The sequence below is a fragment of the Nonomuraea fuscirosea genome (assembly GCF_035917475.1).
Taxonomy (GTDB): domain Bacteria; phylum Actinomycetota; class Actinomycetes; order Streptosporangiales; family Streptosporangiaceae; genus Nonomuraea; species Nonomuraea fuscirosea.
The window spans coordinates 1,469,082-1,494,097 of record NZ_CP109074.1 but is presented as its reverse complement, the minus strand read 5'-3'; the positions used below and the strand labels follow the sequence as shown (position 1 = coordinate 1,494,097).

At 71.5% G+C, this 25,016-nt stretch carries 18 protein-coding genes; 9 read left to right on the top strand and 9 right to left on the bottom strand.

Annotated features, from left to right (window positions below; genetic code table 11):
- Positions 1 to 13: 13 nt before the first annotated feature.
- The 4 genes from OIE67_RS06680 to OIE67_RS06665 form a co-directional block, all read right to left on the bottom strand.
- Positions 14 to 829, bottom strand: coding sequence for a sulfurtransferase (locus tag OIE67_RS06680; RefSeq protein ID WP_326637667.1), 816 nt, complete (start codon positions 827 to 829; stop codon positions 14 to 16).
- Positions 826 to 1,938 carry an alkaline phosphatase family protein gene (locus OIE67_RS06675; RefSeq protein WP_326637666.1) on the bottom strand — a complete coding sequence of 371 codons (1,113 nt, stop codon included), beginning with the start codon at positions 1,936 to 1,938 and terminating at the stop codon, positions 826 to 828. Before OIE67_RS06675 ends, OIE67_RS06680 begins: the two co-directional genes overlap by 4 nt.
- A 540-nt stretch (positions 1,939 to 2,478) precedes the next feature.
- The gene (locus tag OIE67_RS06670; RefSeq protein WP_106233845.1) at positions 2,479 to 3,069 is read right to left on the bottom strand and encodes a DUF5998 family protein; all 591 of its coding nucleotides are present in this window, start codon (positions 3,067 to 3,069) and stop codon (positions 2,479 to 2,481) included.
- Between the two features lie 135 nt (positions 3,070 to 3,204).
- A complete protein-coding gene (locus OIE67_RS06665) occupies positions 3,205 to 5,874 on the bottom strand; it encodes a bifunctional acetate--CoA ligase family protein/GNAT family N-acetyltransferase (protein WP_326637663.1) in 2,670 nt (889 codons plus the stop codon).
- Positions 5,875 to 6,057: 183 nt separating this feature from the next.
- Between OIE67_RS06665 and OIE67_RS06660 the strand changes: the two genes are divergently transcribed.
- Both OIE67_RS06660 and OIE67_RS06655 read left to right on the top strand, forming a co-directional pair.
- The gene (locus OIE67_RS06660; RefSeq protein WP_106233841.1) at positions 6,058 to 6,951 is read left to right on the top strand and encodes a carbohydrate kinase family protein; all 894 of its coding nucleotides are present in this window, start codon (positions 6,058 to 6,060) and stop codon (positions 6,949 to 6,951) included.
- 68 nt (positions 6,952 to 7,019) lie between these two features.
- Positions 7,020 to 10,067, top strand: coding sequence for an ABC transporter substrate-binding protein (locus tag OIE67_RS06655; protein ID WP_326637660.1), 3,048 nt, complete (start codon positions 7,020 to 7,022; stop codon positions 10,065 to 10,067).
- Between the two features lie 126 nt (positions 10,068 to 10,193).
- On the opposite strand, the gene OIE67_RS06650 is transcribed toward OIE67_RS06655, so the two are convergent.
- Entirely contained in the window at positions 10,194 to 12,308 is a 2,115-nt protein-coding gene (locus OIE67_RS06650) for a RecQ family ATP-dependent DNA helicase (protein WP_326637658.1), read from the bottom strand.
- 414 nt (positions 12,309 to 12,722) lie between these two features.
- On the bottom strand, positions 12,723 to 13,547 hold the full coding sequence (locus OIE67_RS06645; protein WP_106233834.1) for a TauD/TfdA dioxygenase family protein: 825 nt from the start codon (positions 13,545 to 13,547) through the stop codon (positions 12,723 to 12,725).
- A 422-nt stretch (positions 13,548 to 13,969) separates the two neighbouring features.
- Between OIE67_RS06645 and OIE67_RS06640 the strand changes: the two genes are divergently transcribed.
- Positions 13,970 to 16,486, top strand: a complete 2,517-nt coding sequence (locus tag OIE67_RS06640; protein ID WP_326637655.1) for a DNA gyrase/topoisomerase IV subunit A — start codon at positions 13,970 to 13,972, stop codon at positions 16,484 to 16,486.
- 414 nt (positions 16,487 to 16,900) lie between these two features.
- On the opposite strand, the gene OIE67_RS06635 is transcribed toward OIE67_RS06640, so the two are convergent.
- Positions 16,901 to 17,272 carry a VOC family protein gene (locus tag OIE67_RS06635; RefSeq protein ID WP_326637653.1) on the bottom strand — a complete coding sequence of 124 codons (372 nt, stop codon included), beginning with the start codon at positions 17,270 to 17,272 and terminating at the stop codon, positions 16,901 to 16,903.
- Positions 17,273 to 17,306: 34 nt separating this feature from the next.
- Between OIE67_RS06635 and OIE67_RS06630 the strand changes: the two genes are divergently transcribed.
- The 4 genes from OIE67_RS06630 (at position 17,307) to OIE67_RS06615 (ending at position 20,817) form a co-directional block, all read left to right on the top strand.
- A complete protein-coding gene (locus OIE67_RS06630; protein WP_326637651.1) occupies positions 17,307 to 17,870 on the top strand; it encodes a thioredoxin family protein in 564 nt (187 codons plus the stop codon).
- Between the two features lie 99 nt (positions 17,871 to 17,969).
- Positions 17,970 to 18,998 carry a sugar ABC transporter substrate-binding protein gene (locus tag OIE67_RS06625; RefSeq protein ID WP_326637648.1) on the top strand — a complete coding sequence of 343 codons (1,029 nt, stop codon included), beginning with the start codon at positions 17,970 to 17,972 and terminating at the stop codon, positions 18,996 to 18,998.
- Complete coding sequence (locus OIE67_RS06620; protein WP_326637646.1) at positions 18,995 to 19,936, top strand: ABC transporter permease; 942 nt, start codon at positions 18,995 to 18,997, stop codon at positions 19,934 to 19,936. The genes OIE67_RS06625 and OIE67_RS06620 overlap by 4 nt, the downstream gene beginning before the upstream one ends.
- A 77-nt stretch (positions 19,937 to 20,013) precedes the next feature.
- Positions 20,014 to 20,817 (top strand): SAM-dependent methyltransferase, encoded by an 804-nt coding sequence (locus OIE67_RS06615; RefSeq protein WP_326637644.1) that lies wholly within the window; start codon positions 20,014 to 20,016, stop codon positions 20,815 to 20,817.
- A 56-nt stretch (positions 20,818 to 20,873) separates the two neighbouring features.
- On the opposite strand, the gene OIE67_RS06610 is transcribed toward OIE67_RS06615, so the two are convergent.
- Positions 20,874 to 21,188, bottom strand: coding sequence for a hypothetical protein (locus tag OIE67_RS06610; RefSeq protein ID WP_106233826.1), 315 nt, complete (start codon positions 21,186 to 21,188; stop codon positions 20,874 to 20,876).
- A gap of 139 nt (positions 21,189 to 21,327) precedes the next feature.
- Between OIE67_RS06610 and OIE67_RS06605 the strand changes: the two genes are divergently transcribed.
- The gene (locus OIE67_RS06605; protein ID WP_326637640.1) at positions 21,328 to 21,822 is read left to right on the top strand and encodes a beta-class carbonic anhydrase; all 495 of its coding nucleotides are present in this window, start codon (positions 21,328 to 21,330) and stop codon (positions 21,820 to 21,822) included.
- Positions 21,823 to 22,354: 532 nt separating this feature from the next.
- On the opposite strand, the gene OIE67_RS06600 is transcribed toward OIE67_RS06605, so the two are convergent.
- Complete coding sequence (locus OIE67_RS06600) at positions 22,355 to 24,421, bottom strand: DNA gyrase/topoisomerase IV subunit B (RefSeq protein WP_326637638.1); 2,067 nt, start codon at positions 24,419 to 24,421, stop codon at positions 22,355 to 22,357.
- A gap of 247 nt (positions 24,422 to 24,668) precedes the next feature.
- Between OIE67_RS06600 and OIE67_RS06595 the strand changes: the two genes are divergently transcribed.
- On the top strand, positions 24,669 to 24,899 hold the full coding sequence (locus OIE67_RS06595; protein ID WP_106233820.1) for a DUF7455 domain-containing protein: 231 nt from the start codon (positions 24,669 to 24,671) through the stop codon (positions 24,897 to 24,899).
- Positions 24,900 to 25,016: the final 117 nt, after the last annotated feature.

The window sequence follows — 25,016 nt, the reverse complement described above, 5'->3', positions numbered from 1 at the left end:
GCGGTGGGAGTGGTCAGCCGGTGGCGACGGGGCGGGTGGGGTCGGCTACCCAGTTGGACCACGAGCCCACGTACAGGGCCGCGGGCAGCCCCGCCACCTCCATCGCGAGCACCTCGTGCGCGGCGGTCACCCCGGAGCCGCAGTAGGCCCCGGCCTCGACGCCCGCCTCGGCACCCAGCGCGGCGAAGCGGGCCCTGAGCGACTCGGGGTCGAGGAAGCGGCCGTCGGGGCCGACGTTGTCCGTGGTGGGGGCGCTGACCGCGCCGGGGACGTGGCCGGCGACCGGATCGACCGGCTCCACCTCGCCCCGGTAACGCTCGCCTGCCCTGGCGTCCAGCAGCACACCCCGCCGGGCCAGCGCCGACGCCTCGTCGGCCGTCAGTGCCGGCATGCCTCCCGGCCGCGCGGTGAAGTCGCCCTCCTCCGGCTGCGGGATCTCCTTCGTGACCGGCAGCCCGGCCTCGATCCAGGCGGGCAGGCCGCCGTCGAGCACGCGTACGTCCGAGTGCCCGAAGTAACGCAGCGCCCACCAGGCCCTGGCCGCGACGGCGGAGCCTGCGTCGTCGTACACCACGACCGGCCGCCCGTCCGAGACGCCCAGCCGCCGCATCGCGCGCTGGAACGCGGCCGCCCCCGGCAGCGGGTGCCGCCCGCCGGGCCCGGGAGGGGCGGCGAGGTCGGTGTCGAGGTCGCAGTAGACGGCGCCGTCGATGTGACCCTCACGGTAGAACTGCTCCCCGGGCGGGCCGCCGAGCCGCCAGCGGACGTCGAGCACCGTCGCGCCGTCGAGCGCGGCGAGTCCGGCCGGGGTGATCAGCGGGCTGGTCACGTGCGTACCTCCAGGAGCGGGACGTGCTGTTCGGCCGCCGTCAGCGAGCCGTGGTAACCGGTGAACAGGGCCTCGAAGGGGTGGGCCGCGGGAGCGGTGAGCGCCAGGCCGCCGTAGGGCACGGCCACGACGTCGCCGATGCGTCCGAGCCACGCCTCGTGCACGCGGGGCCCGAACCAGCCCGACTCGACCGCCTCCTGCCTGGACACCACCCATGCCTTGCCGCCCAGGATCTCACGCCAGGCCTCCAGCACCCGTGCGGCGGCGCCCTGGTGGGTGTAGACGTGTCGCGCCCTGGCCTCGCCGCCGAGCATCGTCACGCCCTCGGCCAGCTCGGGGGTGCCCTCCACGTCGATCTTCTCGGTGGCGTTGACCATGCCGTGGTCGGCGGTGACGTAGAGGGTGGCGCCCGGCGGGAGCCCTTCGGCCAGGCGCCGCGCCATGTCGTCGACGATTTCGAGCTGGCGCAGCCACTCCTCGCCGCCCCACCCGACCATGTGGCCGGTGGCGTCGAGGTCTCCGTAGTAGACGGTGACGTGTGCGGGGCGCCGCTCGCGCAGCGCCTCCAGGGTGCGGGCGACGCGGTCGTCCACGGAGTCGGCGGCCAGGTAGCGTACGCCGCGGAAGACGGCGCCGGTCAGGCCGGTGCGCTCGTACTCGGCGGGGGCGACATAGGCGGGCTCGACCCCGGCCCTGGCGGCGCGCTGGTAGATCGTCGTCGCCGGCTGCCACTCCTCCGGGTCCATGACCAGGCCGTCGGGCAGCTTCCAGCGCAGGCAGTTGAACAGGTGGCCCGCGCCCGGCACCGCCAGCAGCATCCCCACCATGCCGTGCTCACCCGGCGTCAGCCCCGTGCCCAGGGTGCACAGGCTCGTGACGGTCGTGGCGGGGAAACCGGCGGTCAGCGTCCTGCTCGGCAGGCCGGACAGGAACGGCGCGGTCTCGGGGTGGGCCTGGAGCAGCTCGGCTCCCAGGCCGTCGACCAGGAACAGGCACACCCGGTCGGTGGGCTCCAGGGCCAGCGCGTTGCGCTCGCGCAGACCGAGAGCGGCCATCAGCGAGCCCGGCACATCCGCCAGCGACCCGCCGCCGTAACCCGGCACCAGCATGCCCCTCAGCATAGCCCTCCGTGATCGCCACCCCACCGCCGCGATCGTCGGGGTGCGGCCCGCTCCCGGCCGGGCCCGCGCGGGTGCATGCGGCAGGCGCGCCGCACATGGCTCCCCGTGCCGTCAGCAGCACGGAGCCACAGCAGGTCCACGCCGCGATCACCGCTCCGGGCAGCGCGTCACAGTCTCCGGGACGTCGTATGGCGGGATGCCGAGCGTGGGACGTCGTCGTCAGGCCCCTCGTCAGGCCAGGGCGGATGCCCCGGGGCGTCGCGGGCATCGGACAAGCGGCGGCGCAGGTGCGGGCATCCAGTCGGAACGGTCCCGGCGTGTCGCGGGCATAGGGGCGGGGCGGCCCTGAACGTCGCAGGACGTCGGACGGTCCGGGCAGCGGCTGGGGTGCGGGTTGCGGGGCTCGGGTGGGTGGCCGTTCGTCGCGGGTGCGGGCGGGGTACGCGGCGGCGCGGGCGGTCGTGGCGGGGTGGCGGGCGGGCCTCAAGGGCGGTGGCCGCGTCCGGGGAGAGAGGGAGGGGGCTGGGGTCAGGAGGCGGCGCGGGCGGTGGCCTCGGACAGGGCCTTGGCGAAGGCGAGGACGTGGGTGACCGCCTCGGGGCCGTCGGCCGCCTCGCTGACCCTGAGCGACAGGTCGTCGGCGGTGATGGCGCCCGTGTAGCCGTGGTCGGCCTCGCAGTTTTCGTCGCCGCACGTGGCCGGCTCGAGGTCCACGTGGGAGATGGCGCCCCAGCCGATGGTGAGCGTCACCTCCGTGGGAGGGACGCCGGGGACGTAGGAGGCGGGGTCGGGCACGACGCGGGTGACGGCGACCGACTGGACGCGGCTCAGCCGCACGGCCTCGGTGGTGGTGGAGGCGTGGGAGGCCGAGACGCCCTCGACCGCCGGGTGCTCGTCGGTGTGGCAGACCAGCAGCCGGGTCGCCGTCAGCACCAGCACGGTGACGTGCCGGCGCACCTCCATCGCGGGATCGAAGGTCGCCTCGTGGTGCACCACGAACGCCGTCACGGCCTCCTTGCCCAGCGCGGATTCGACCGCATCGGTGACGAGGTCGGGGTAGTAGCCGCTGCGCTCTATCGCTTCACGCAGGCCCGCGGCTGAGACTCGGGTTTCCCTCATGGGTCCATCCTGCCAGGGCCGGGCAGCACACTCACCCGCCGGACATAACGCTCTATAACACCTTCTGCCGGTGCATCACCGGGCACAGGGTCACCGTCATTCGCTGAGGCAGCCGGGGCATTCGCTGAGGGCGAATCAGGAGAGCCTGCGGGGGCCGCCGTCCAGCCGGGGGCCCGCCGGGGTGCGCAGGGTGGCGCGGGCGCCGAGGATCATGGCGTCCGACTCGCCCACGAGCACCTGGTCCAGGTCGAGGCGGGACACCTCGGGCAGGTCGTGGGCCAGGCGGCCGACGCGTACGAGGACCTCTTCAAGGGCGTCCACGGCCACGGGCGGGTAGCCGTACTCGCCGAACAGCAGCGGCGCGGCGCGTACGGACCGGACCAGCGCGGAGGCGTCCTCGCCGGTCAGCGGGGCCAGCCGGAAGCCCTGGTCGAGCAGGAGCCGCGCGGTCACCTCGCCGAGCCCGAACGACACCACGGGCCCGAACGCGGGATCCTCGATCATGCCCACCACCGTCGGCACGGCGGGCTGCGGCGCCATCCGCTGGACGGCCAGCTCCACCCGCTCGCCGGACAGCTCGGCGTAGGCGTGGCGCACCATCTCGGGGCCGGTCAGCCCCAGGCGCACGGTCCCGGCCCGGCGCGAGGCCCCTGGATCGGCCACCTTGACCACCACGGGCCAGCCCAGGCGTTCGGCGGCGGCCACCGCCTCCTCCGGCGAGCCCACCACCTCGGCGGGCCACACGGTCAGGCCGTAGCAGGACAGCAGCTCGGCGGCGTCGACCTCGACGGGCGGCCCGGCCTCCGCGAACCCGCCGGAGACGACCTCGTTCCCGGCCGGGTCGCCGGCGGACAGGGCCTGGTGGACCAGGGCCTTGGCGCGGGCCGTGTCGATCCCGTCCAGCTCGGGCGGCGGCGCCGCGGGCTGGGCGCGCCACGTCGCGTAGCGGACCACGTACGCCAGGGCTCTGACGGCCTCCTCCGGCGCCGCGTACGACGGGATGGAGCCCCGTGCGGGCGTGGACCCCGTACCGGAGGCTCCTGACACGCGCAGGGCCGGATGCATCCCCAGATGACCCCTGAACGTGGTGAGCACCGGTTTGCCCGCGTCCTCGGCGGCCCGCAGCAGCTCGGCCGCCACCGCCTCGGCCCGGCCGGGGATGGGCGGCATGTCGATCACGACGGCCGCGTCCACGTCGGGCGAGGCCAGCTCACCGGCCAGCGCCGCGCCGAACTCGGCCGGCCCGGCGGCGGGCCCCAGGTTGACCGGCGGGCGCGGTTCGAGTCCTGCGGCCAGGCAGGCGTCGGCGGCCAGCAGGCCGAGCGCGTCGGAGTTGGTGACGAGCGCGACCCTCGGCCCCGCGGGCAGCGGCTGGTAGGCCAGCAGCTGACCCACGTCGAAGAGCTGGATGAGGTCGTCCACCCTGATCAGCCCCGCCTGGTCGAACAGCGAGCCGACCGCGGAGTCCGGCAGGCCGAGCTCCTCGGCCGAGTGACCGGAGGGGGTGCCGCCGCTCTTGACCACCACGACGGGCTTGCGGCGGGAGATGCGCCTGGCCAGCCGGGTGAACTTGCGCGGGTTTCCGAGCGACTCCAGGTAGAGCAGGATGACCTCGGTGGAGTCGTCCTCCTCCCAGTACTGCAGCAGGTCGTTGCCCGAGACGTCGGCCCTGTTGCCGGCCGAGACGAACGTCGAGATGCCCATGCCGCGCTGCGCCACCCGCTGCAGGAGCGCGGTGCCGAGCGCGCCGGACTGGCTGAAGAAGCCCACCCTGCCCCGGCCCGGCACGGTGGCGGCGAGGGTGGCGTTGAGCCGGACGGACGGGTCGGTGTTGGCGATGCCGAGGCAGTTGGGGCCCACGACGCGCAGGCCGTAGGAGCGGGCGATGCGGGCCAGTTCGTCCTGGCGGGCGCGTCCTCGCGCGCCCGTCTCGCCGAACCCGGAGGAGACCACGACCAGGCCGTGCACGCCCTTCTCCGCGCACTCCTTGACGACGTCGATCACGCCTTCGGCGGGCACCGCGACGACGGCCAGGTCGACCTCGCCGTCGATGGCGCCCACGCTCGGGTACGCCCGGACGCCCGCCACCGCCCGCACCTGCCGGTGCACGGGGTAGACGGGGCCGGTGAAGTCGGCGGCCAGGAGGTTGCGCAGCACGGTCTGGCCCACGCCGCCCGGCTCGCGCGAGGCGCCGATGACCGCGACCGAGCCTGGGGTGAGCAGCCTGGCGATCGAACGGGACTCGGCCCGGTGCTCGCGCGCGGTCGTCACCTCGGCGGAGGTGTCGGTGGGGGTCAGGTCGAGCGTCATGCGGACGACGCCGTCCTCGAACTGGCTCTGGGCCGTGTAGCCGGCCTGGCGCAGCAGCCCCGTCATGCGCATGTTGGCGGGCAGCACGTCGGCGACGAAGCGCTCGATGCCGCGCTCGCGGGCCGTGGCGGCCAGGTGTTCGAGCAGGACGGAGGCCACTCCCCTGCCCTGGTGGGCGTCCTCGACGAGGAAGGCCACCTCGGCCTCGCCGGGGCCGGTCCTGTCGTAGCGGATCACGGCCACCATCTCGGTGCCGAGCGTGGCGATCAGCGCGACCCGGTTGACGTAGTCGACGTTCGTGAAGCGCTCGACTTCCCTGTCGGACAGCCGGGGCCTGGGCCCGAAGAAGCGAAAATAGATCGACTCGTCCGACAGTCTGGAGTAGAACGAGCGGAGACGGTCGGCGTCGGCGGGCCTGATCGGGCGGACATGCGCGGTGCCGCCGTCCGCGAGAACGACGTCGGCTTCCCAGTGGGCCGGATATTGTGCCTCCACAACCACGAGCGTAAACCTGCATCCCACATGACAAGACCGGGGGCGCGGTTGGGCAACGCTTGTGCATCGAAGGCGACCCCGTGTCAGGCGTACGCCCCACGGGCAGCCCGGAAGCTGTTAGTTTTGCCGTGGCGTTTCAGCCGTTGGCCAGGCTCGTTCCGAAGGCAGCAAGGTGGTGACATCATGACGCGGGTCGTCGTGGTGGGCGATCTCATGACCGACGCGGTCGCTCGCGCCCGTTATGCACTCGCCCGGGCGAGCGACACCCCGGCGATCGTGACGATGCACGGCGGCGGCTCAGGGGCGAACATCTCGTCCTGGCTCGCCGTGGAGGGCGCCGAGGTGGCCTTCATCGGCCGCAGGGGCGCCGACATCACGGGTCGTAACCGCGACATGGAGCTGATGGGCTACGGCGTCGACGCCCGGCTCGTCATGGATCCTGAGCGTCCGACCGGCACCTGCGTGGTGCTCGTCACGCACAAGGGTGAGCGCACCATGCTGTCCGACCCCGGTGCCAACGCCGCCCTGTCGCCCGAGGACCTGCCGCGTGACCTGTTCACGCAGGGCACCCATCTGCATCTGTCGGGCTACACGCTGATCAACGAGGGCTCGCGTGACGCCGGTCTCGCCGCGCTCGACATGGCCAGGCACAGCGGCATGTCGATCTCGGTCGACTGCGCCTCGTCCGCGCCGCTGGACCGTACGGGGGCCGAGCCGTTCCTCGAATGGACCAACGGGGCCAAGCTGCTGTTCGCCAACATCGACCAGGCGAAGGTGCTGACCGGCCGCGACGACGCCGAGTCGGCCGCCAAGGTGCTCACCGCGTGGTTCCCACAGGTCGTGATCAAGATGACCGCCGAGGGCGCGTTGTGGTACAGCAACGGCCGCCCCGACCCGGTGCGGGTGGCCGCCGAGCCGGTCGACAAGATCGTCGACGGCACGGGCGCGGGTGACGCGTTCTGCGCCGGCTTCCTGCCGCCGTGGCTGGAGGGCAAGCCACCGCACGAGGCGCTGGCCTCCGGCAACCGGCTCGCGGCCAAGGCGATCATGCATCTGGGCGCTCGACCGCCGTTCTGACGGTCTTCGCCGGCGCTGTCGTGGAGAGACATCCGCATAGCGTGTAGACGAGGAGCGTGACAACCGGCGTGCGTCCGTTACGTACCGGCGATCCGTCTTCCATCGGGCCCTACCGGCTGACCGGCTTCCTCGGCGAAGGCGGGCAGGGCAGCGTCTACCTGGCCACCTCGCCGACGTCCGGCGAGCCGGTCGCGGTCAAGCTGCTGCACGCCAGGTTCACCGAGGACGAGCGGGCGGTGCGCCGCTTCCTGCGCGAGGCCGACTCGGTGCGGCGGGTGGCCGAGTTCTGCACGGCGCGGGTGCTGGACGTGGCGGAGGCCGACGGGCAGCCGTACATCGTCGGTGAATACGTGGACGGGCCCTCCCTGCAGCGCCAGGTGAGCAAAGAAGGGCCCCTGCGCGGGCAGGCGCTGATCCGGCTGGCCGTCGCGACCGCCACCGCGCTGACCGCGATCCACCGGGCCGGGGTGGTGCACCGCGACTTCAAACCGGGCAACGTGCTGCTCGGGCCCGACGGGCCCCGGGTGATCGACTTCGGCATCGCGCGGGCGCTGGACGTGAGCCAGAGCATGACGACGAGCGTGGTCGGGACGCCGGCGTTCATGGCGCCCGAGCAGTTCCTCGGGGACGCTCAGCCGGCCAGCGACGTGTTCGCGTGGGCGGGGACGATGGTGTTCGCGGCGACGGGGCGGGGGGCGTTCGGGTTCGGGGCGCTGCCCGTGGTGATGCACCGGATCCTGAACGGGGAGCCCGACCTGTCGGGGGTGCCCGAGGCGCTGGCGCCGTTGTTGTGGGCGTGTCTGGCCAAGGATCATCATCGGCGGCCTACGGCCGATCAGCTCATGCGCGAGCTCATCCGCTCCTCCGGCGGGTCACCGGACGTCCACGGCTCCGGTGGGGTGCCGGGCGCCCACGGCTTCGATGGGTTGCCGGGCTCCCACGCGCCGGCGCCGCCGGGTGGGGCGGCGGGCAGCGGTTTCGCCACGCCCGGGGGGACGCGGCGGCTCGCCGATCCCACCGCCTTCACGGCCGTCCCCTTACCCGGCCAGGACTTACCCGGTCAGAACATACCTGGTCAGGCCTCACCAAGCCGGGACTCACCGCACCAAGGCTTACCGGGTCAGGGACTACCCGGCCAGGGCTCACCGGCCGACGGTGGCGTACCCGACCGGGGAGGAGAGGCGCCGGGACAGGGCGACGCCTCGTTCAGCGGGCCGGGGCAGGGATGGGCGGGACCTGGTTCCGGTGGTGGGCCGGGGCAAGGGTCGGCGGTGCCTGGTTCCGGTGGCGGGCCGGGGCAGGGGTGGGCGGATGCTGGTTTCGGTGGTGGGGCGGGGCGGGAGTGGACGGGGCCTACCGCACCGGGTTGGCGGGGGCGGCGGGGGTTGCTGATCACGGCCGGGGCGGCGGCGACGGCGGTCGTGGTGGGGCTCGTCGCCTGGATGGTCGTGCAGTTCAACGACCGGACCGCCGTCACAGCGACGACGACGCCCGCCCCGGTCGCCTACGGGAGCGCGCTCACCTCCGTCGTACGCCCGTCCGGCAAGAAGGGCGGCACCGTGCGCCTGGCGTCGGCGGCCGGCCTGGACTCCACGGACCCGGCCGACATGTACACGACGCAGGCGTGGAACATGGTCCGCCTCTACGGCCGCGCGCTGACGATGTTCAAACCGGTCCCGGGCGCGGCGGGGACGCAGATCGTGCCCGACCTGGCCGAATCGCTGGGCAAGCCGAGTGACGGCGGCAAGACCTGGACCTACACGCTCCGGCGGGGCCTGAAGTTCGCGGACGGGACGCCGATCACCTCGGCCGACGTCGCGTACGCGGTGCTGCGCAGCATGGACTCCGGTTTCGAGCAGGGCACCAGCTACTTCGACCTCATGCTCGACCTGCCCGCCGGCTACGAGGGCCCCTACAAGTCGCCTGCCGCCGTCACCACGTCCGCGATCGAGACGCCGGACGATCGCACGATCATTTTCCATCTGAAGGAGCCGTTCGCCACGTTCGACCACGTCGTCCAATTGCCCGAGACGATCCCGGTGCCGAAGGCGAAGGACACGCGCGGCGGTTACGCGCTCAACGTGGTCGCGTCGGGCCCGTACCGGTTCGCCCGGGTCGCGGAGAACTCCGTCGTCCTGGAGCGCAATCCCCACTGGTCAGCCGACACCGATCCCAACCGCACGGCGCTGCCCGACCGCTTCGAGCTCACGTACGGGATGGACGCGGCCCAGGCGGCCGGCCGGCTCAAGGCGGGAGAGGCCGAGGTGGGGCCGGTCCTGCCGGACGGCGAGATCGCGGCGGTGCTCGGCGACCCCGCGCGCAAGGCCCAGGCCGACGCGCCGATCACGACCGTGCGCGTGCTGGCGATCAACCCCCAGGTGCCGCCGTTCGACCGGCCCGACTGCCGTCGCGCGGTGGTGCGCGCGCTGGATCTGAAGGCCGTGCGGGCGGCCGACCTGCCGCTGACGGACGAGGTGCCCACGTCGCTGGTGCCGCCCACCGTGCCGGGGCAGCACGCCGCCGTCCCCGGGCTGACGCCGGACGGCGACCCCGCCGCCGCCCGTCAGGACCTGGCGAAGTGCGGCAGACCCGGCGGATTCCCGGCCAAGTACGTCTACCGCGATCTGCCCCAGGAGGCGGCGGTGGCGCAGGCGGTCAGGACCGCGCTGGGCGAGGTGGGCATCGACGTGTCGGTGGAGGCGGCGCCGGTCCCCGAGTTCCACCAGTCCAAGGGCGGCAGCCCGGAGTACCTGAGGAAGAATCAGGTGGGGCTCATCGCCAAGTCGTGGATCTACGACTGGCCCGACCCGTACTCGTTCCTGCCCGAGATGGTGGACAGCAGGCGGATCAGGGAGAAGGACTACTCGTTCAACGTCAGCGTCCGGCTGCCGACCGTGGACGCGGTCCTGGACCGGGCGACGAGCCGGCTCGACCCGAGGATCAGGGCCGCGCTGTGGGCGGAGGCCGAGCGGCGGGTGGCCGGTGAGGCGGTGCTGGCGCCGCTGACCTGGCGCCGATCGCTGCTCCTGCGCGGCGCCGGAGCCACCGACCTCCACGTCAGCCCGATCTACGCCGACTACGACCTGACCACCATCGGCGTCACCACCGGCTCCTGACGCCCAGCCCCGCACAGCGCCCGGGACCGCACGACGCTCAGCGCGGCACGTGACGCCGCGGCGCTCAGCGCGGCACGTGACGCCGCGATGCCCGCCCGCCGTGGGACGGCGCGCCGTGGGACGAGGTCAGCTGGTGACCGCGAGCGCCAGGGGCAGGACGGCGGGGGCGCCGGCGTGCCGGACGAGGGCCGCCGCCAGTGTCATCGTCCAGCCTGTGTCGACCCGGTCGTCCACCAGCAGGACCGGCCCGCCGCAACCGGCGATCGCCGCGCTCAGGTCCTTCGGCATGGCCAGCGTGCCCCTGATCGCCTGCACCCGCTTGGCGCTGTTGAACTGCTGCCCCGGCGACCCGGCCCGGTAGCCCAGCTCGCCCAGGTAGGTCAGCCGCCCGACCTGCGCCAGCCGCTCGGCGAACCCGCGCACGAGCTTCGGCCGCGTCGCCGACGGCACGTTGACCACGGCGACCGGGCGCTCCCGCCAGTCCCAGGCCGACAGGACCTTGATCACGGCGGCGAACATGTCGTCGCCCACCGGCTGGTCCTCCCCGCCGAACAGCTCCCGCAGCCGGTTGCCCCACCCGATGTCGGTCAGCCGCCCGAGCGCCCTGCCGGGCTCCGCGCCCAGCTCGGGCTTGATCCGCCCGGACAGGTCGGACAGCCCGGTCGGCCACTGCCTGCGGGCCTCGATCTCGACGCCGGGCCTGCTCAGGCGTTCGCGGGCGGTCTCGACGGCCTGGGCGGCGATCTCCGGGGAGCGGTGACGGCCGGTGCAGTTGTCGCAGCGCCCGCACGGTGTCGCGCTGTCGTCGTCGAGATGCCGGCGCAGGTACTGCTCCCGGCACTCGGTCGTGGTCAGGTAGGCGAGCATGGCCTGCTGCTCGGCCCCGCGCTCGGCGGCGATGCGGGCGTAGCGCTCGCCGTCGTAGGCCCACTCCTGCCCGGTGGCCTCCCAGCCGCCCTTGACCCGGCGGACGGCGCCGTCGACGTCGAGCACCTTGAGCATCATCTCCAGGCGGCTGCGGCTCAGGTCGACGGCGGTTTCGAGGGCGGGGGTGGACATGACGCCACGCTCTTCGAGGGTCTGCAACGTGGTGCGGACGACGGCCTCGGGCGGGAACGCGAGCGAGGCGAAATAGGCCCAGATGTCGCGGTCTTCGGTGCCGGGCAGCAGGATCACCTCGGCCCGTTCGACGCCGCGCCCGGCCCGGCCGACCTGCTGGTAGTAGGCGACGGGCGACTGCGGCGCGCCCACGTGGATCACGAAGCCCAGGTCGGGCTTGTCGAAGCCCATCCCGAGCGCGCTCGTGGCCACCAGCGCCTTGATCCGGTTGCCGAGCAGCGCGTCCTCGGCGGCCAGCCGCTCGGCCGGCTCGGTCTGGCCGGAGTAGGCGGCCACCTCGAGCCCCTGATCACGCAGGTAGCCGGCGATCTCGTGGGCCGCCGCGACGGTGAGGGTGTAGACGATGCCGGAGCCGGGCAGCTCGCGCAGCGTCTGGGCCAGCCAGGCCAGCCGCTGCTCGGCGCTCGGCAGGCGGACGACGCTCAGGTGCAGGCTCTCGCGCTCCAGCGGCCCGCGCAGGACGAGCGTGTCGTCGCCGTCGGGCCGCAGCTCGGCGGGCAGGCGCAGCTGCTCGGCGACGTCGCGGGTGACGCGCGCGTTGGCGGTGGCGGTGGTGGCCAGCACCGGGATGCCCGGCGGCAGGTCCGCGAACAGCGTGGACAGCCTGCGGTAGTCGGGCCGGAAGTCGTGACCCCAGTCGGAGATGCAGTGGGCCTCGTCGACCACGACGAGCCCGGCGCTCTCGGCCAGCTCGGGCAGGACGTTGTCACGGAAGTCGGGGTTGTTGAGCCGCTCGGGGCTGACCAGCAGCACGTCGACCATGCCCTCGGCGACCTGGCCGTAGATCTCCTCCCAGGCCTCGGGATTGGCGGAGTTGATCGTGACGGCGCTGATGCCGGCCCGCTCGGCGGCGGCGATCTGGTTGCGCATGAGCGCCAGCAGCGGCGAGACGATGACCGTGGGACCCTCGCCGAGCTCGCGCAGGAGCGCGGTGGCGACGAAGTAGACGGCCGACTTGCCCCAGCCGGTGCGCTGCACGACGAGCACCCTGCGGCGGCCGAGCACGAGGGCCTCGATGGCGGCCCACTGGTCGTCGCGGAGGACGGCGTGCTCACCGGCCAGCGCCCGCAGGCGCTCCTCGGCCTCTTCCCGCAGCATCGCGGCATCGGGGGCTTCAATCATGCCCTCTTTGTTACCAGCTCCCCCCGACCAAATGCTCCTCAACTGATGTCGCCGTCGCAGCTTTCTCTCCGCGATGGCGGCTACGACCACCTTCATCCTTTACGGCTGCGCGGCCCCGGCCCCACCCGCCGCCCGTGGCCGGGCCCCGTCCAGGGGAACGCTCCTCCGGTTCACGGGGCGGGCCGCCGTGACGTGCGCCCTGTGGGCCTCCCGCGTGGTGAACCGACGGCCACGCGCACAGGCAGCCATGCGCACGGCGTCCGCGTGGTGACCTGGTCACCACGCGGATGGTCCACGTTGCGCACGTGACGGCGGCCCGCCCTGTGCGGGGTCAGCGGGCGTTCTCCTGGAGGTCCTCAGCCACGTGCGGTGGGTGGCGGTGCCGCCGGCGTGCCGTAAAAGATGATGGTTTGTTCAGATCTTGTCGGCATGCTCAGGGAAAGCGTTGATCGTCACCCTGTGCATGCGGCGGCGCTCGGTGTAGTCCGCGACCGCGTAGTGCTGGGTGGGCCGGTTGTCCCAGAAGGCGAGCGTTCCCGGACGCCAGCGCAGCCGGAGCTGGAACTCGGGCGAGCGGATGTGGTCGATCAGGAACGGCAGCAGCGCCTCGTTCTCCCGGTCGCTCAGCCCGACGAGGCGGGTCGTGGAGGCGCGGTTGACGAACAGCGCCTTGCGGCCGGTCTCGGCGTGCACCCGCACCACGGGACGGACGATGGGCGGCCATTTCGCCTGGATCTCGGCCAGATCGAACGGATGCCCCTTCGAGATCGCCTTCTTCATCGACATCGTGATGTCGTGCTCGGCCGTCAGTTCGTCGCACAGCCGCTGGATGGGCGGCGAGAGCGTCTCGTAGGCCAGGTGGGTGTTGGCCCAGCACGTGTCACCGCCCACAGAGGGCAGCTGGACGCAGCGCAGCAGCGAGCCCATCGGCGGCGTCGGCTCGAAGGTGTTGTCGCTGTGCCATTCGTCCCCGCCCTCACCCTTCGGGGAGGTCTGGTCGAGGACGTGGATGGGGCTGTTCGAGTCCTTCTTGAAGGCCGGGTGGTTCAGCGTGCCGAAGTTGAGGGCGAACTGCAGGTGCTGCTCGTCGTCGATGTGCTGGTCGCGGAAGAACAGCACGTGGTGCTTGAGCCACCCCTCCCGCAGGGTGACGACCTCCTCCTGCGACAGCGGCTTGCGCAGATCGACCCCGGTGACCTCGGCGCCGATGTGCTTGGTCACGGGATGGAACTCGATCATGACGCCTCCGTAATCAGGGGGATCCCATGAGCAGAACGGTAAGACCAAGCAATTGCTTGGTCAAGCTCACCGCGCCGGATCGAACACGTTTGCGATAAACGGCGGATGGCCGCTAGGATCCGTACGTGACCAGCGGGCCGTATCCTTCAAGACAGACAGATCGTTACGGTTCTCCCCGTCTCAGCCGGCCGAGGCGTGAGCGACACTGTGGATACGCCACTGGAGCCCTGGCTCGTGCCATCATCTCCAGGGGCGGACACGTCGCGATCCCTGCCGGTCCGTGGCCGCACGCGCTTCTGTCGACGCCCCACACGCCGATCTGACGCTTGTCCAGCGGGCTGACGGCTACGGTTACTGCTCGAGTACAGAAGGAGGATGCGCTTCCCCTCGGCGCGACGGCCGAGGCAGCCGCGCAGCACAAGATGGCCCGACGCACGACTGCACCCCCACCTGAGGATTTCGAGGAGCGGATCGTCGACATCGACGTCTCCTCCGAGATGCGCGCGAGCTACCTCGAGTACGCCTACTCGGTGATCTATCAGCGCGCCCTGCCCGACGCGCGCGACGGCCTCAAGCCGGTGCAGCGGCGCATCCTCTACTCGATGAGTGAGATGGGCCTGCGCCCCGACCGCGGCCACGTCAAGTCCTCACGCGTCGTCGGCGACGTGATGGGCAAGCTGCATCCCCACGGCGACAGCGCGATCTACGACGCCCTGGTGCGCCTGGCGCAGCCGTTCTCGATGCGCCTGCCGCTGGTCGACGGCCACGGCAACTTCGGCTCGCCCGACGACCTGCCCGCCGCCATGCGTTACACCGAGGCCAGGCTGGCCCCGGCGGCGATGCTCATGGTCGACTCGCTCGACGAGGACACCGTCGACTTCAAGCCCAACTACGACGGCCAGGAGACCGAGCCGGTCGTCATGCCGTCGGCGTTCCCCAACCTGCTGGTCAACGGCACCAGCGGCATCGCGGTCGGCATGGCCACCAATATGGCGCCGCACAACCTCACCGAGGTCGTGGCCGCCGCCCGCCACCTGATCAAGAAGCCGGACGCCACGCTCGACGAGCTGATGAAATACGTCCCCGGCCCCGACCTGCCCACGGGCGGCTCGATCATCGGGCTGCAGGGGGTGCGCGACGCCTACGAGAGCGGGCGTGGCACGTTCCGCATGCGCGCCAAGTGCGAGGTCGAGCAGATCACGCCGCGGCGCAAGGGCATCATCGTCACCGAGCTCCCCTACAACGTCGGCCCCGAGCGCGTGGTCACCAAGATCAAGGAGCTGGTGACCAGCAAGAAGCTCCAGGGCATCGCCGACCTCAAGGACCTCACCGACCGGCACAAGGGCCTGCGGCTGGTCATCGAGATCAAGAACGGCTTCATCCCCGAGGCGGTGCTGGAGGAGCTCTACCGGCTGACGCCGATGGAGGAGACGTTCGGCATCAACAACGTCACCCTGGTCGACGGCGAGCCGCGCACGCTCGGGCTGCGCGAGCTGCTGCAGGTCTACGTGGACCACCGGCTGGAGGTCGTGCGCCGCAGGTCGGAGTTCCGGCGCCGCAAGCGCGAGGAGCGCCTGCACCTGGTCGACGGCCTGATCATCGCGCTGCTCAACATCGACGAGGTCATCCAGGTCATCCGTTCCTCCGACGACTCCGCGCAGGCGCGGGGCCGGCTGATGGAGGTGTTCGACCTGACCGACATCCAGGCCGCCTACATCCTCGACACGCCGCTGCGCCGCCTGACCCGCTTCGACAAGCTGGAGCTCGACCGTGAGAAGGAGACGCTGAGCGACGAGATCGCCAAGCTCACCGAGATCCTCTCCTCCGAGACCAAGCTGCGCTCGGTCGTCTCGGGCGAGCTGGCCGAGGTGGCCAAGAAGTACGGCACGCCGCGCCGCACCGTCCTGCTGGAGGCGCCCGGCATCGCCCGCACCCCGGTGACGTCGCTGCAGGTGGCCGACGACCCGTGCCTGGCCATGCTCTCCTCCACCGGGCTGCTGGCCCGCACCCCCGACGCCACCCCGCTGCCCGGCGAGGGCGACAGGACCGCCCACGACGTGCTGGTCAGCGTCGTGCGCACGTCCGTGCGCGGGGAGGTCGGCGTGGTCACCTCGCAGGGCCGGCTGATCCGCGTCCAGGTCGTCGACCTGCCGACGCTGCCGCCCTCGGCCAATCCGCCGTCGTTGTCGGGCGGGCATCCGGTGTCCGAATACGTCTCCCTGCAGCCCGACGAGAAGGTCATCGGGCTAGGCTCCCTCGATCCCGACGGGCCCGGCCTGGCGCTCGGCACCGCGCAGGGCGTGGTCAAACGGGTGGTGCCCGACTATCCGGCCAACCGCGACGACTTCGAGGTGATCACCCTCAAGGAGGGCGACAGCGTGGTGGGGGCCGTCGAGCTGGTGTCCGAGGCCCACGACCTGGTGTTCATCTCCTCCGACGCCCAGCTGCTGCGCTTCTCCGCCGCCGTCGTACGACCCCAGGGCCGGCCCGCGGGCGGCATGGCCGGCATCCGGCTCGACGACGGCGCCCGGGTGATCTGGTTCGGCGTGGTCGACCCTGAGCAGCCCGCGCAGGTGGTCACCGTCGCCGGCTCCTCCACGGCGCTGCCCGGCACCCAGGTGGGCGGCGGCAAGGTGTCCGACTACGCCGAGTTCCCCGCCAAGGGGCGGGCCACCGGCGGCGTCCGGGCCCAGCGCTTCCTCAAGGGCGAGGACGAGCTGCTGCTGGCCTGGGCCGGCCCGGCTCCGGCCAAGGCGGTCTCGGCGGTGGGGAAGCCGGTGCCGCTGCCGGAGGAGATCGGCCGCCGCGACGGCTCCGGCGTCCGGCTCACCCACACCATCGGCGCGATCGGCGGCGCCCTCGCCTCCGGCCCCGAAGCCCTGCCCGGCGGGGCGTCGCCGGAGGTGACCGGCGCGGACGAGTCATCCGGCGACGAATGACCTTCCCCGCCGACCACGGCATCGACAACTGACCACGCCTACCCGCGGGTCCGGCGCGAACCCATCAGGCGCCCGGACCCGCACGAGGTCGAACTGAAAAGTCCTGATCCGCAGGCGGCTGTACCCGAACGTTTCAGGACCGTAGCCGGCGGGACTCGACAGGACCCCGCCGAGTCGTCGCACCCGACGGACCGCACTCACTGACCGGCGGGTAGTCCCCACTCCAGGTGGCTCATCGAGCGATGGCCGACCCCGCGCGAAGGCGGGGCCGGCCACTCCCCCGGGCCAGGAGCAGTCCCCTTCGCCCAGCCCGGTGGTCCAGGTCAGATCGGTCCGGCGCCCCGGAGCAGGCCGGCCGAAGAGCCCGCTCGGACCAGCCCGGTGGTCCAGGTCGAACCGGTCCCGTGGTGCGGGTCAGTCCCGGCAGAGGCAGAACGGGTGGCCGGCCGGGTCGAGGAAGACGCGGAAGTCGTCATCCTCGCTGGGCTGGTGCGCGTGCTTGGTCGCGCCGATCTTGATCACCTGAGCCTCGGCCTCGTCCAGGTCGTCGACCGTCACGTCGAGGTGGAACTGCTGCGGGCGGTCCGGGTCCGGCCAGGCGGGCGGCTGGTGGTCGGGCGCGAGCTGGAAGGCCAGCCGCTTGGGCGGGCCGCCGTCGCTGACCACGACCCAGTCGTCCTCCACCGAGGTGACCGGCCAGCCCAGCAAGGTGGCGTAGAACTCCGCCAGAGCCCGTGGATCCGGACAGTCCACCACGACCGTTCGGAACTCCGCGATACCGCCCATTACCGTGAACCTCTCTCAGACGAGAATGGATGCCATGGCTGCCAACTCGTTCATGGTCCCGCTCGGCACTCCCGCGCCCGCCTTCGACCTGACCGCCATCAACGGCGGCAGTGTCTCGCTCGAAGACCTCAAGGGTTCTCCCGCCACGCTCGTGGCGTTCCTGTCGAACCACTGCCCGTATGTGCGGCACATCGAAGCCGGCCTCGGCGCGCTGGCCGGCGACTACGGCGCCAGATTGTCGATCGTGGCCATCTGCAGCAATGACAGCGTGAACTACCCCGATGACGACCCGACACACCTGGCCGAGCAGGCGGCACGGGCGGGCTTCTCCTTCCCGTATCTGCTGGACGACACCCAGGACGTGGCCAAGGCCTACCGGGCGGCCTGCACACCCGACTTCTTCCTCTACGACGGGTTCTTCCGGCTCGCCTACCGCGGCGAGTTCGACGGCTCCAGGCCGGGCAACGACGTGCCGGTGACCGGCGAGTCGCTGCGGGCCGCCATCGACGCCCTGCTCAACGGCGAGCCGATGCCGGAGCGGCAGCGCCCGTCCCTCGGCTGCGGCATCAAGTGGAAGCCGGGTAACGAACCCAGCTGAATCGGTGATCTCCATTCACCTCATCACGCACCGCCACGTTCCCTATGATCATGGAGACGAGTCCCGGGCTGGTCGCCGACGACGCGAATGGAGACCGAGATGGTCGCACGATGGACCGCGTTACCCGCCCTGGCCGCGGTGAGCCTGCTCGCCGCCGACTGCGTCAATCCAGGCGCGGAGGGTCCCTCGTCGAGCGCCTCGGCCGCCGCGACTTCGCCGGAGGCGTCCGCCGCGGCCAAGCGGATCGGCTTCTTCGGCTTCGCCAAGGCCAACTCCTTCTCGGCCGCCACGTTCGCCGGCGTCGAGGAGTACGCGAAGGCGAACGGCGCCACCGCGGAGTTCCTCGACCCGAACTTCGACGCCCAGGCCCAGGTCCGCCAGCTCCAGGACGCCGTGACGGCCAAGCGGTTCGAGGTGTTCGTCGTCCAGGCCAACGACGGGGCGGCCGTGGTGCCGGCGATCCGCTCCGCCGTGCAGGCCGGGATCACCGTCGTCGTGCACTTCACCCCCGTCGGCACCCGCTACGACACCGCCGATCCCCAGGTGGACGGCACGATCACGCTCATCGACGTGCCCACGCTGAACGGCGAGGGCCTGGCCGAGCTGGCGATCCAGGCGTGCGCGAGCAAGAAACTGGATCCCTGCGAGGTCGGCTACCTGGAGGGGCTCAAGGCGCTGCCGCTGGACAACGCCCGCACCCAGGCCGCCGTGGCCAAGCTCAAGGCCGCGCCGGGCGTCGAGCTCAAGGCCCAGCTCGAAGGCGGTTACACGCAGGAGAGCGGGCGCAAGGCGATGCAGGACGTGCTGCAGAAGAACCCCGGCATCGACGTGATCATCGGCGCTTCGCAGGCCGTTCTCGGGGCCGAGGCGGTGGCGAAGGGCAAGGACATCTCGTACGTCGCCAACGGCGCCTCCCGCCAGACCGTCAAGGCGGTGCAGGAGGGGCGCTGGTTCGGCGCGTACTACCTGCCGGTGAAGACCCTCGGCGCCAAGGCCGCGGAGCTGGGGCTCCGTAAGGCGCGCGGCGAGCAGGTCCCCGGCACGAACCTCGCGACGGACGTCCAGCCCGGCACCAGCATGGGGACCAAGGACGCGCTGGCCCAGGTGAGCGGCGAATACGACGAATGACGGCCAGGTCGCTGCGGGACCACGGGATCGTCCTGGCGGTCGCGGTCCTGGTGGTGGCGCTCTCCCTGGCCACCGACACGTTCCTGAGCCCGGGGAACCTGGTCAACCTGCTGGATCAGGCCGTGGTCGTCGGCCTGCTGGCGTGCGGGATGACGGTGTGCGTGATCTGCGGCGTCTTCGACCTGTCCGCCAGTGCCGTGCTCGCCGTGAGCGCCATCGTGGCGGTGCTCGTCACCGAGCGGGCCGGCGTGCCCGCCGGGTACGCCGCCGCCGTGGTGACCGGCGGCCTGCTCGGCACCCTGAACGGCGTGGTCGTGGTGCTGTCACGGGTGCACTCGTTCATCGCCACGCTCGCGCTCAGCATCGTGCACCGCGGCCTGGCGCTCGTCATCACCGGCGGCGCGATCGTCTATCCGGGCGCGGCGCGGCTGGAGTCGTTTCAGTCGCTGAGCTGGCCCACCGTGCTGGGCGGCATCACCGCCTCCTCCCTGCTGCTGGTGACGGTGGCCGTGGTCACGTCGCTGCTGCTGGCCCGCACCACGTTCGGCCGCCGCGTGTACGCCGTGGGCGGCAACCCCACGGCGGCCTGGCTGTCGGGGATCGGCGTGCGTTCGGTCCAGGTGGGCGCGTTCGCGATCAGCGGCCTGTGCGCCGGGCTGGCGGGGCTGGTGCTGGCGGCGCGCGGCGGCTCGGCGCAGCCGGACATGGGCACGCTGCTGGAGCTGACGGCCATCGCGGCGACGGTGATCGGCGGCACGAGCATCCTCGGCGGGCAGGGGGCGATCTGGCGCGGCATGGTGGGCGTGCTGATCCTCACGTTGATCGGCAACGGCTTCAACCTGCTCGGCTGGAACTCCACCTACCGGCCGGTCGTCGAGGGCCTGCTCATCCTGGCCGCCGTGAGCGTCGATCATGCTCTGCGAGCTCGCCGATCTTAACGAAAGATCGAAAACTGGGTCACATGAGCGTTACGATCTGTTCTGAGCAGTTTGCGGTGTGGATCTGAAGGGCCGGCATGACCAACCCCTCGCGCGTTCCCGTGGGCATCAACCCCAGTGTTCCCAACGCGGCGCGCATGTACGACTACTACCTCGGCGGCAAGGACAATTTCGCGGCCGACCGCGAGGCAGCCGAGAAGATCATGGCCTTGGGCCCCAGCAGGGACATCTGCCTGGCCAACCGGCGCTTTCTGGGCCGGGCCGTCCGCCACATCGCCGGACTGGGCATCGACCAGTTCATCGACCTCGGCACCGGCCTGCCCAACCAGAACAACGTGCACGAGGTCGCCCGCACCGTCCACCCCGACGCGCACGTCCTGTATGTGGACTACGACCCGGTGGTGATCGTCCACGGCCGCGCCCTGCTGGCCGGCACGGACGCGAACATCACCATGCTGGGCGCCGACGTACGCAAACCCGGCTCGATCCTCGACGCCCCCGAGACCAAGCGGCTGATCGACTTCACCCGGCCGGTCGGCGTGGTCTTCCTCGGGGTGCTGCACTGCCTGACCGACCGCGAGGACCCGTGGGACGTGGTGGCGACCTTCCGCGAACGCCTGGCCCCCGGCAGCGCCCTGATCGTCTCCCACCTCACCGACGACGCCCACCCAGAAGTGGGAGAGGCGGCGCGGAAGGTGTACGACGACGTGGACGCGCCCCTGATCCACCGCGGCCGGGAGCAGGTCGCCCGCATGTTCGACGGCTTCGACCTGGTGGAGCCGGGCGTGACGCACGTGGCCGACTGGCGCCCCGAGGAGGCGTGGGAGAAGGAGCTCGCGGGCAGCGAGTGGTGGTACGTGGGCGTCGGCCTCAAACCGTAGAACCCCGGCCGGAGCGCCCTGGCGCCTCCGTAGGGGCTTTCGAGGATCGCCCGAGCTCAGGTCGCGGCGGTGATGGCGGCGGGCAGGGCGAGCAGCAGTTCGTGCGGCTCGCCACCCTCCCAGAGCCGGATCAGCTTGGTCCCGGCCTCCCCCGGATCGAACTGCTCGCACCCCAGCGGACCGAAGCAACCGGCCTCGTCCAGCATGAGGATCAGCGGATCGTCGTCGGGGAGGCTCGCCGCGTAGGCGGCGGTGTCGAGCAGTGCCAGGGCGCACTTGGCGTTGCGGCCGTCGTCCCTGGACTCCACACGGTCGAGGCGGCGCCGGGCCTGGCCCCGGAGATACGCGGCTAGCGATTCTGACCTGCTCACGACTAACCTTCTCTGGTCACGTACATACGGCTACGACATCATCACTCATGGTGAGTGCTTATCGGGGGACGTTCGCGAAGTTCAGCCAGTCGCCACCCCGGAAGGGGCCGACTACGAGCCGTACGGGAGTATTTGTGCCATGAGTGCGTTCGACGACGTGTACAGCGCAAACGCGAAGTTCGCCGAGAGTTTCGGGAGCTCTGGTCTCACCGGCCGTGCGGCACGCGGATTGGCCGTCGTGACCTGCATGGACTCACGCATCGACCCCCTGGGCCTGCTCGGCCTGCGGCCCGGGGACGCCAAGATCCTGCGCAACGCCGGTGCGAGGGTGACGGACGACGTGCTGCGCACCCTGGTGCTCGCCGTCTACGTGCTCGGGGTGAACCGGGTGCTCATCATGCCGCACACGGACTGCGGCATGACCAAGGTGACGGATTCGGAGGTGCACGCGCTGACCCGCGACCACGGGGTGGACACCAGGAGCCTGGAGTTCCACACGGTGCCCGACCAGAACGAGGCGCTGAAGCACGACCTCACCCGCATCCGCACCACCCCGTTCCTGCCCCCGGGCATGCCGGTGGCCGGCGGCATCTACGACGTCCACACCGGCCGCCTGACCCCGTCCCCCCACTGACCGCGCCCGACCGCGCGGACTCGCGGACTCGCGGACTCGCGGACTCGCGGACTCGCGGACTCGCGGACTCGCGGACTCGCGGACTCGCGGACTCGCGGACTCGCGGACTCGCGGACTCGCGGACTCGCGGACTCGCGGACTCGCGGCTGAGGATGCCAGGCGGCTCCGCCCCTCGCGCAGGGCCGTTCCCTCGCCCGTACAGGCGCTTCCGTCCACCACCCCGGCGGCCGATCCGGCCGCCGGGGCCACTGAAGCCAGGACGCGCACCCCAACAAGGTCAGATGCACCCCAGAAGGCCCTCAAAGCCCACAGGAGAGCCCGGGAGGCCCTGGACCGCCCCAGAACTCCCTCCAGCCCCGACCGGCCGCCTGAGCCCCGCCAGGGGCGCATCTCCTGAGAACACGCCCGAACGACCCGGCGACGAGCCCGCAGCCAGGAGCGGCTCAGGCATCCGACGCCGATCATCGGACACCTGGCGGAGACGAAATACGCCGCGCACCCCGCCGGGTGTCAGACGCCCGAGCAGCAGAGGTCAGGCGTCGATGTGGTCGCGGTCCACCTCGGCCGCGCTGTTGACGATGAACTCCCTGCGCGGCGCGACCTCGCTGCCCATCAGCAGGCTGAAGATGCCCTCGGCCCCTTCGGCGTCCTCGATCCTGACCCGGCGCAGGATGCGGTGGCGCGGGTCCATGGTCGTCTCGGCCAGCTGGTCGGCGTCCATCTCGCCCAGACCCTTGTAACGCTGCACCGGGTCCTTCCACCGCTTGCCGCGCCGTTCGAGATCCCGCAGCGTCTTGTGCAGCTCGGCGTCGGAGTAGCAGTAGATGTACTTCTCCTTGCCCCGCCCCGGGTTGGTCAGCTCGATCCGGTGCAGCGGCGGCACGGCCGCGAACACCCGCCCGGCCTCGACCATCGGCCGCATGTAGCGGTGGAAGAGGGTCAGCAGCAGGCAGCGGATGTGGGCGCCGTCGACGTCGGCGTCGGCCATCAGGATGACCTTGCCGTAGCGAGCCGAATCGATGTCGAACGAGCGCCCCGACCCGGCTCCGACCACCTGGATGATGGCGGCGCACTCGGCGTTCTTGAGCATGTCGCTCACGGACGCCTTCTGGACGTTGAGGATCTTGCCGCGGATCGGCAGCAGGGCCTGGAACTCCGAGTCGCGGGCCAGCTTGGCCGTGCCGAGCGCGGAGTCGCCCTCGACGATGAACAGCTCACTGCGGTCGACGCCGTCGCTGCGGCAGTCGACCAGCTTGGCCGGCAGCGCCGAGCTCTCCAGAGCGGTCTTGCGGCGCTGGTTGTCGCGGTGCTCGCGGGCCGCGATGCGGGCCTTCGCGGCGGCCACGATCTTCTCCAGCACGGCGCGCAGCGGCTGCTTGTAGCCGCGCGGCGGGTTGGCGAACAGCTCCTTGAGCTCGCGCGAGACCACGTGGGAGACAATGCGGGTGGCCGCGGAGGTGCCGAGCACCTCCTTGGTCTGGCCCTCGAACTGCGGCTCAGGCACCCTGACCGTCACGACGCCGGTCAGGCCCTCGGAGATGTCGTCCTTGGTGACGGGGTCGTCACCGTTTTTCAGCAGGCGGGTCTCACGCAGCAGCTCGTTGATCGTACGGACGAGACCGCGCTCGAAACCGGTCAGGTGGGTGCCGCCCTTGTGCGTGGCGATGACGTTGACGAACGAGCGCACGGTGGACTCGTAGCCCTTGCCCCAGCGCACCGCCACGTCGACGCTCAGCTCGCGCTCGACCTCGGTGGGCGTCATGTGGCCCTGGTCGTCGAGGACGGGCACGGTCTCGCGGAAGTGACCGAGGCCCTGCAGCCGCAGCACGTCGCAGACCGGCTCGTCGCGGGCCAGGAACTCGGTGAACTCGGAGATGCCGCCGTCGAAGCGGAACTCCTCCTCGATGCGCTCCTCGTGCCGGCTGTCGACGACCGCCAGGGTCAAGCCGGGCACCAGGAAGGCCGTCTGCCGCAGGCGCACGTGGATCTCGTCGAGCGAGACCTCGGCGTCGGGCAGGAAGATCTGCCGGTCGGCCCAGAACCGCACCCGCGTGCCGGTGGGGTTGGCAGGGCGCTTGGCGCCGATGCGCAGGCCGGACTTCTTCTTGAACTTGGCCGTGGGCCCCTCGCCGTCGAAGATCCCGGGGACGCCGCGGCGGAAGCTCATCTCGTGGACCACGCCGTCGCGGTCGACCTCGACGTCGACCCTGGCGGACAGGGCGTTGACCACGGAGGCGCCCACGCCGTGCAGGCCGCCGGAGGCGCCGTAGGAGCCGCCGCCGAACTTGCCGCCCGCGTGCAGCTTCGTGTAGACGAGCTCGACGCCCGCCAGACCGGACTTCGGCTCGATGTCGACGGGAATGCCCCGCCCGTTGTCGCGCACCTCGATGGACCCGTCGGCGTAGAGCTCGACCTCGATCCTGTCGCAGTGCCCCGCGAGCGCCTCGTCGACGCCGTTGTCCACGATCTCCCAGAGGCAGTGCATGAGCCCGCGACTGTCGGTGGACCCGATGTACATGCCGGGTCGCTTGCGAACGGCCTCGAGGCCCTCAAGCACCGACAGGTGACGAGCCGTGTAACCCGCCTCCACTAGCGTCACTCCAGCTCCTCCGGTCTAGGCATCGAACATGTGTGCGTAGCCTACCGTTCTTCCCCTACGCGCGCGTACAAGCTTGCCACGGTGGCACGTTTGGTGTTACCAACCGGCTGATCGTCATTACTTTCGGACACATTCTGCTCTGGGCGTAGCGAGGGGGCGGTTGGGAACGTCCACGTCCGGTTAGATGTTGTTCCAAGTGACTGACGCCAGATCCTCGCTTCGGCGGGGGTGACCCGAAAGGCGATACGTGACTGGAGCTCTCGCCCCCGTTAAGCCGCTGACGGCCCTCGACCGCTGCGACCGCTGCGGCGCCCAGGCCTACATTCGCGCAACCCTACCCGTGGGTGGGGAGTTGCTGTTCTGCGCTCACCATGGGCGTCAGCACATCGCAGCGTTGCGTGAAAAGGGCGCCGACATCCTGGACGAGTCGGCTCGACTCAGCGAAACCCCTTCAATTGCCCCCAGCGACGAGCGCTGACAACGCCCGTCGTGTGAGATAACCACATATCGCGTGACAGAACGGCGACCCCGGCACGTCCGGGGTCGCCGTTCTGCGTTCAAACCCCTGGTGGCGCCGGCGGTTTCCTAGACCTGG

Coding starts and splice junctions, on each gene's coding strand:
- OIE67_RS06675 (WP_326637666.1), bottom strand. CDS start 1,938: ATGCTGGTGCCGGGTTACGGCGGCGGGTCGCTGGCGGATGTGCCGGGC.
- OIE67_RS06670 (WP_106233845.1), bottom strand. CDS start 3,069: ATGAGGGAAACCCGAGTCTCAGCCGCGGGCCTGCGTGAAGCGATAGAG.
- OIE67_RS06660 (WP_106233841.1), top strand. CDS start 6,058: ATGACGCGGGTCGTCGTGGTGGGCGATCTCATGACCGACGCGGTCGCT.
- OIE67_RS06650 (WP_326637658.1), bottom strand. CDS start 12,308: ATGATTGAAGCCCCCGATGCCGCGATGCTGCGGGAAGAGGCCGAGGAG.
- OIE67_RS06645 (WP_106233834.1), bottom strand. CDS start 13,547: ATGATCGAGTTCCATCCCGTGACCAAGCACATCGGCGCCGAGGTCACC.
- OIE67_RS06640 (WP_326637655.1), top strand. CDS start 13,970: ATGGCCCGACGCACGACTGCACCCCCACCTGAGGATTTCGAGGAGCGG.
- OIE67_RS06635 (WP_326637653.1), bottom strand. CDS start 17,272: ATGGGCGGTATCGCGGAGTTCCGAACGGTCGTGGTGGACTGTCCGGAT.
- OIE67_RS06630 (WP_326637651.1), top strand. CDS start 17,307: ATGGCTGCCAACTCGTTCATGGTCCCGCTCGGCACTCCCGCGCCCGCC.
- OIE67_RS06625 (WP_326637648.1), top strand. CDS start 17,970: ATGGTCGCACGATGGACCGCGTTACCCGCCCTGGCCGCGGTGAGCCTG.
- OIE67_RS06620 (WP_326637646.1), top strand. CDS start 18,995: ATGACGGCCAGGTCGCTGCGGGACCACGGGATCGTCCTGGCGGTCGCG.
- OIE67_RS06615 (WP_326637644.1), top strand. CDS start 20,014: ATGACCAACCCCTCGCGCGTTCCCGTGGGCATCAACCCCAGTGTTCCC.
- OIE67_RS06605 (WP_326637640.1), top strand. CDS start 21,328: ATGAGTGCGTTCGACGACGTGTACAGCGCAAACGCGAAGTTCGCCGAG.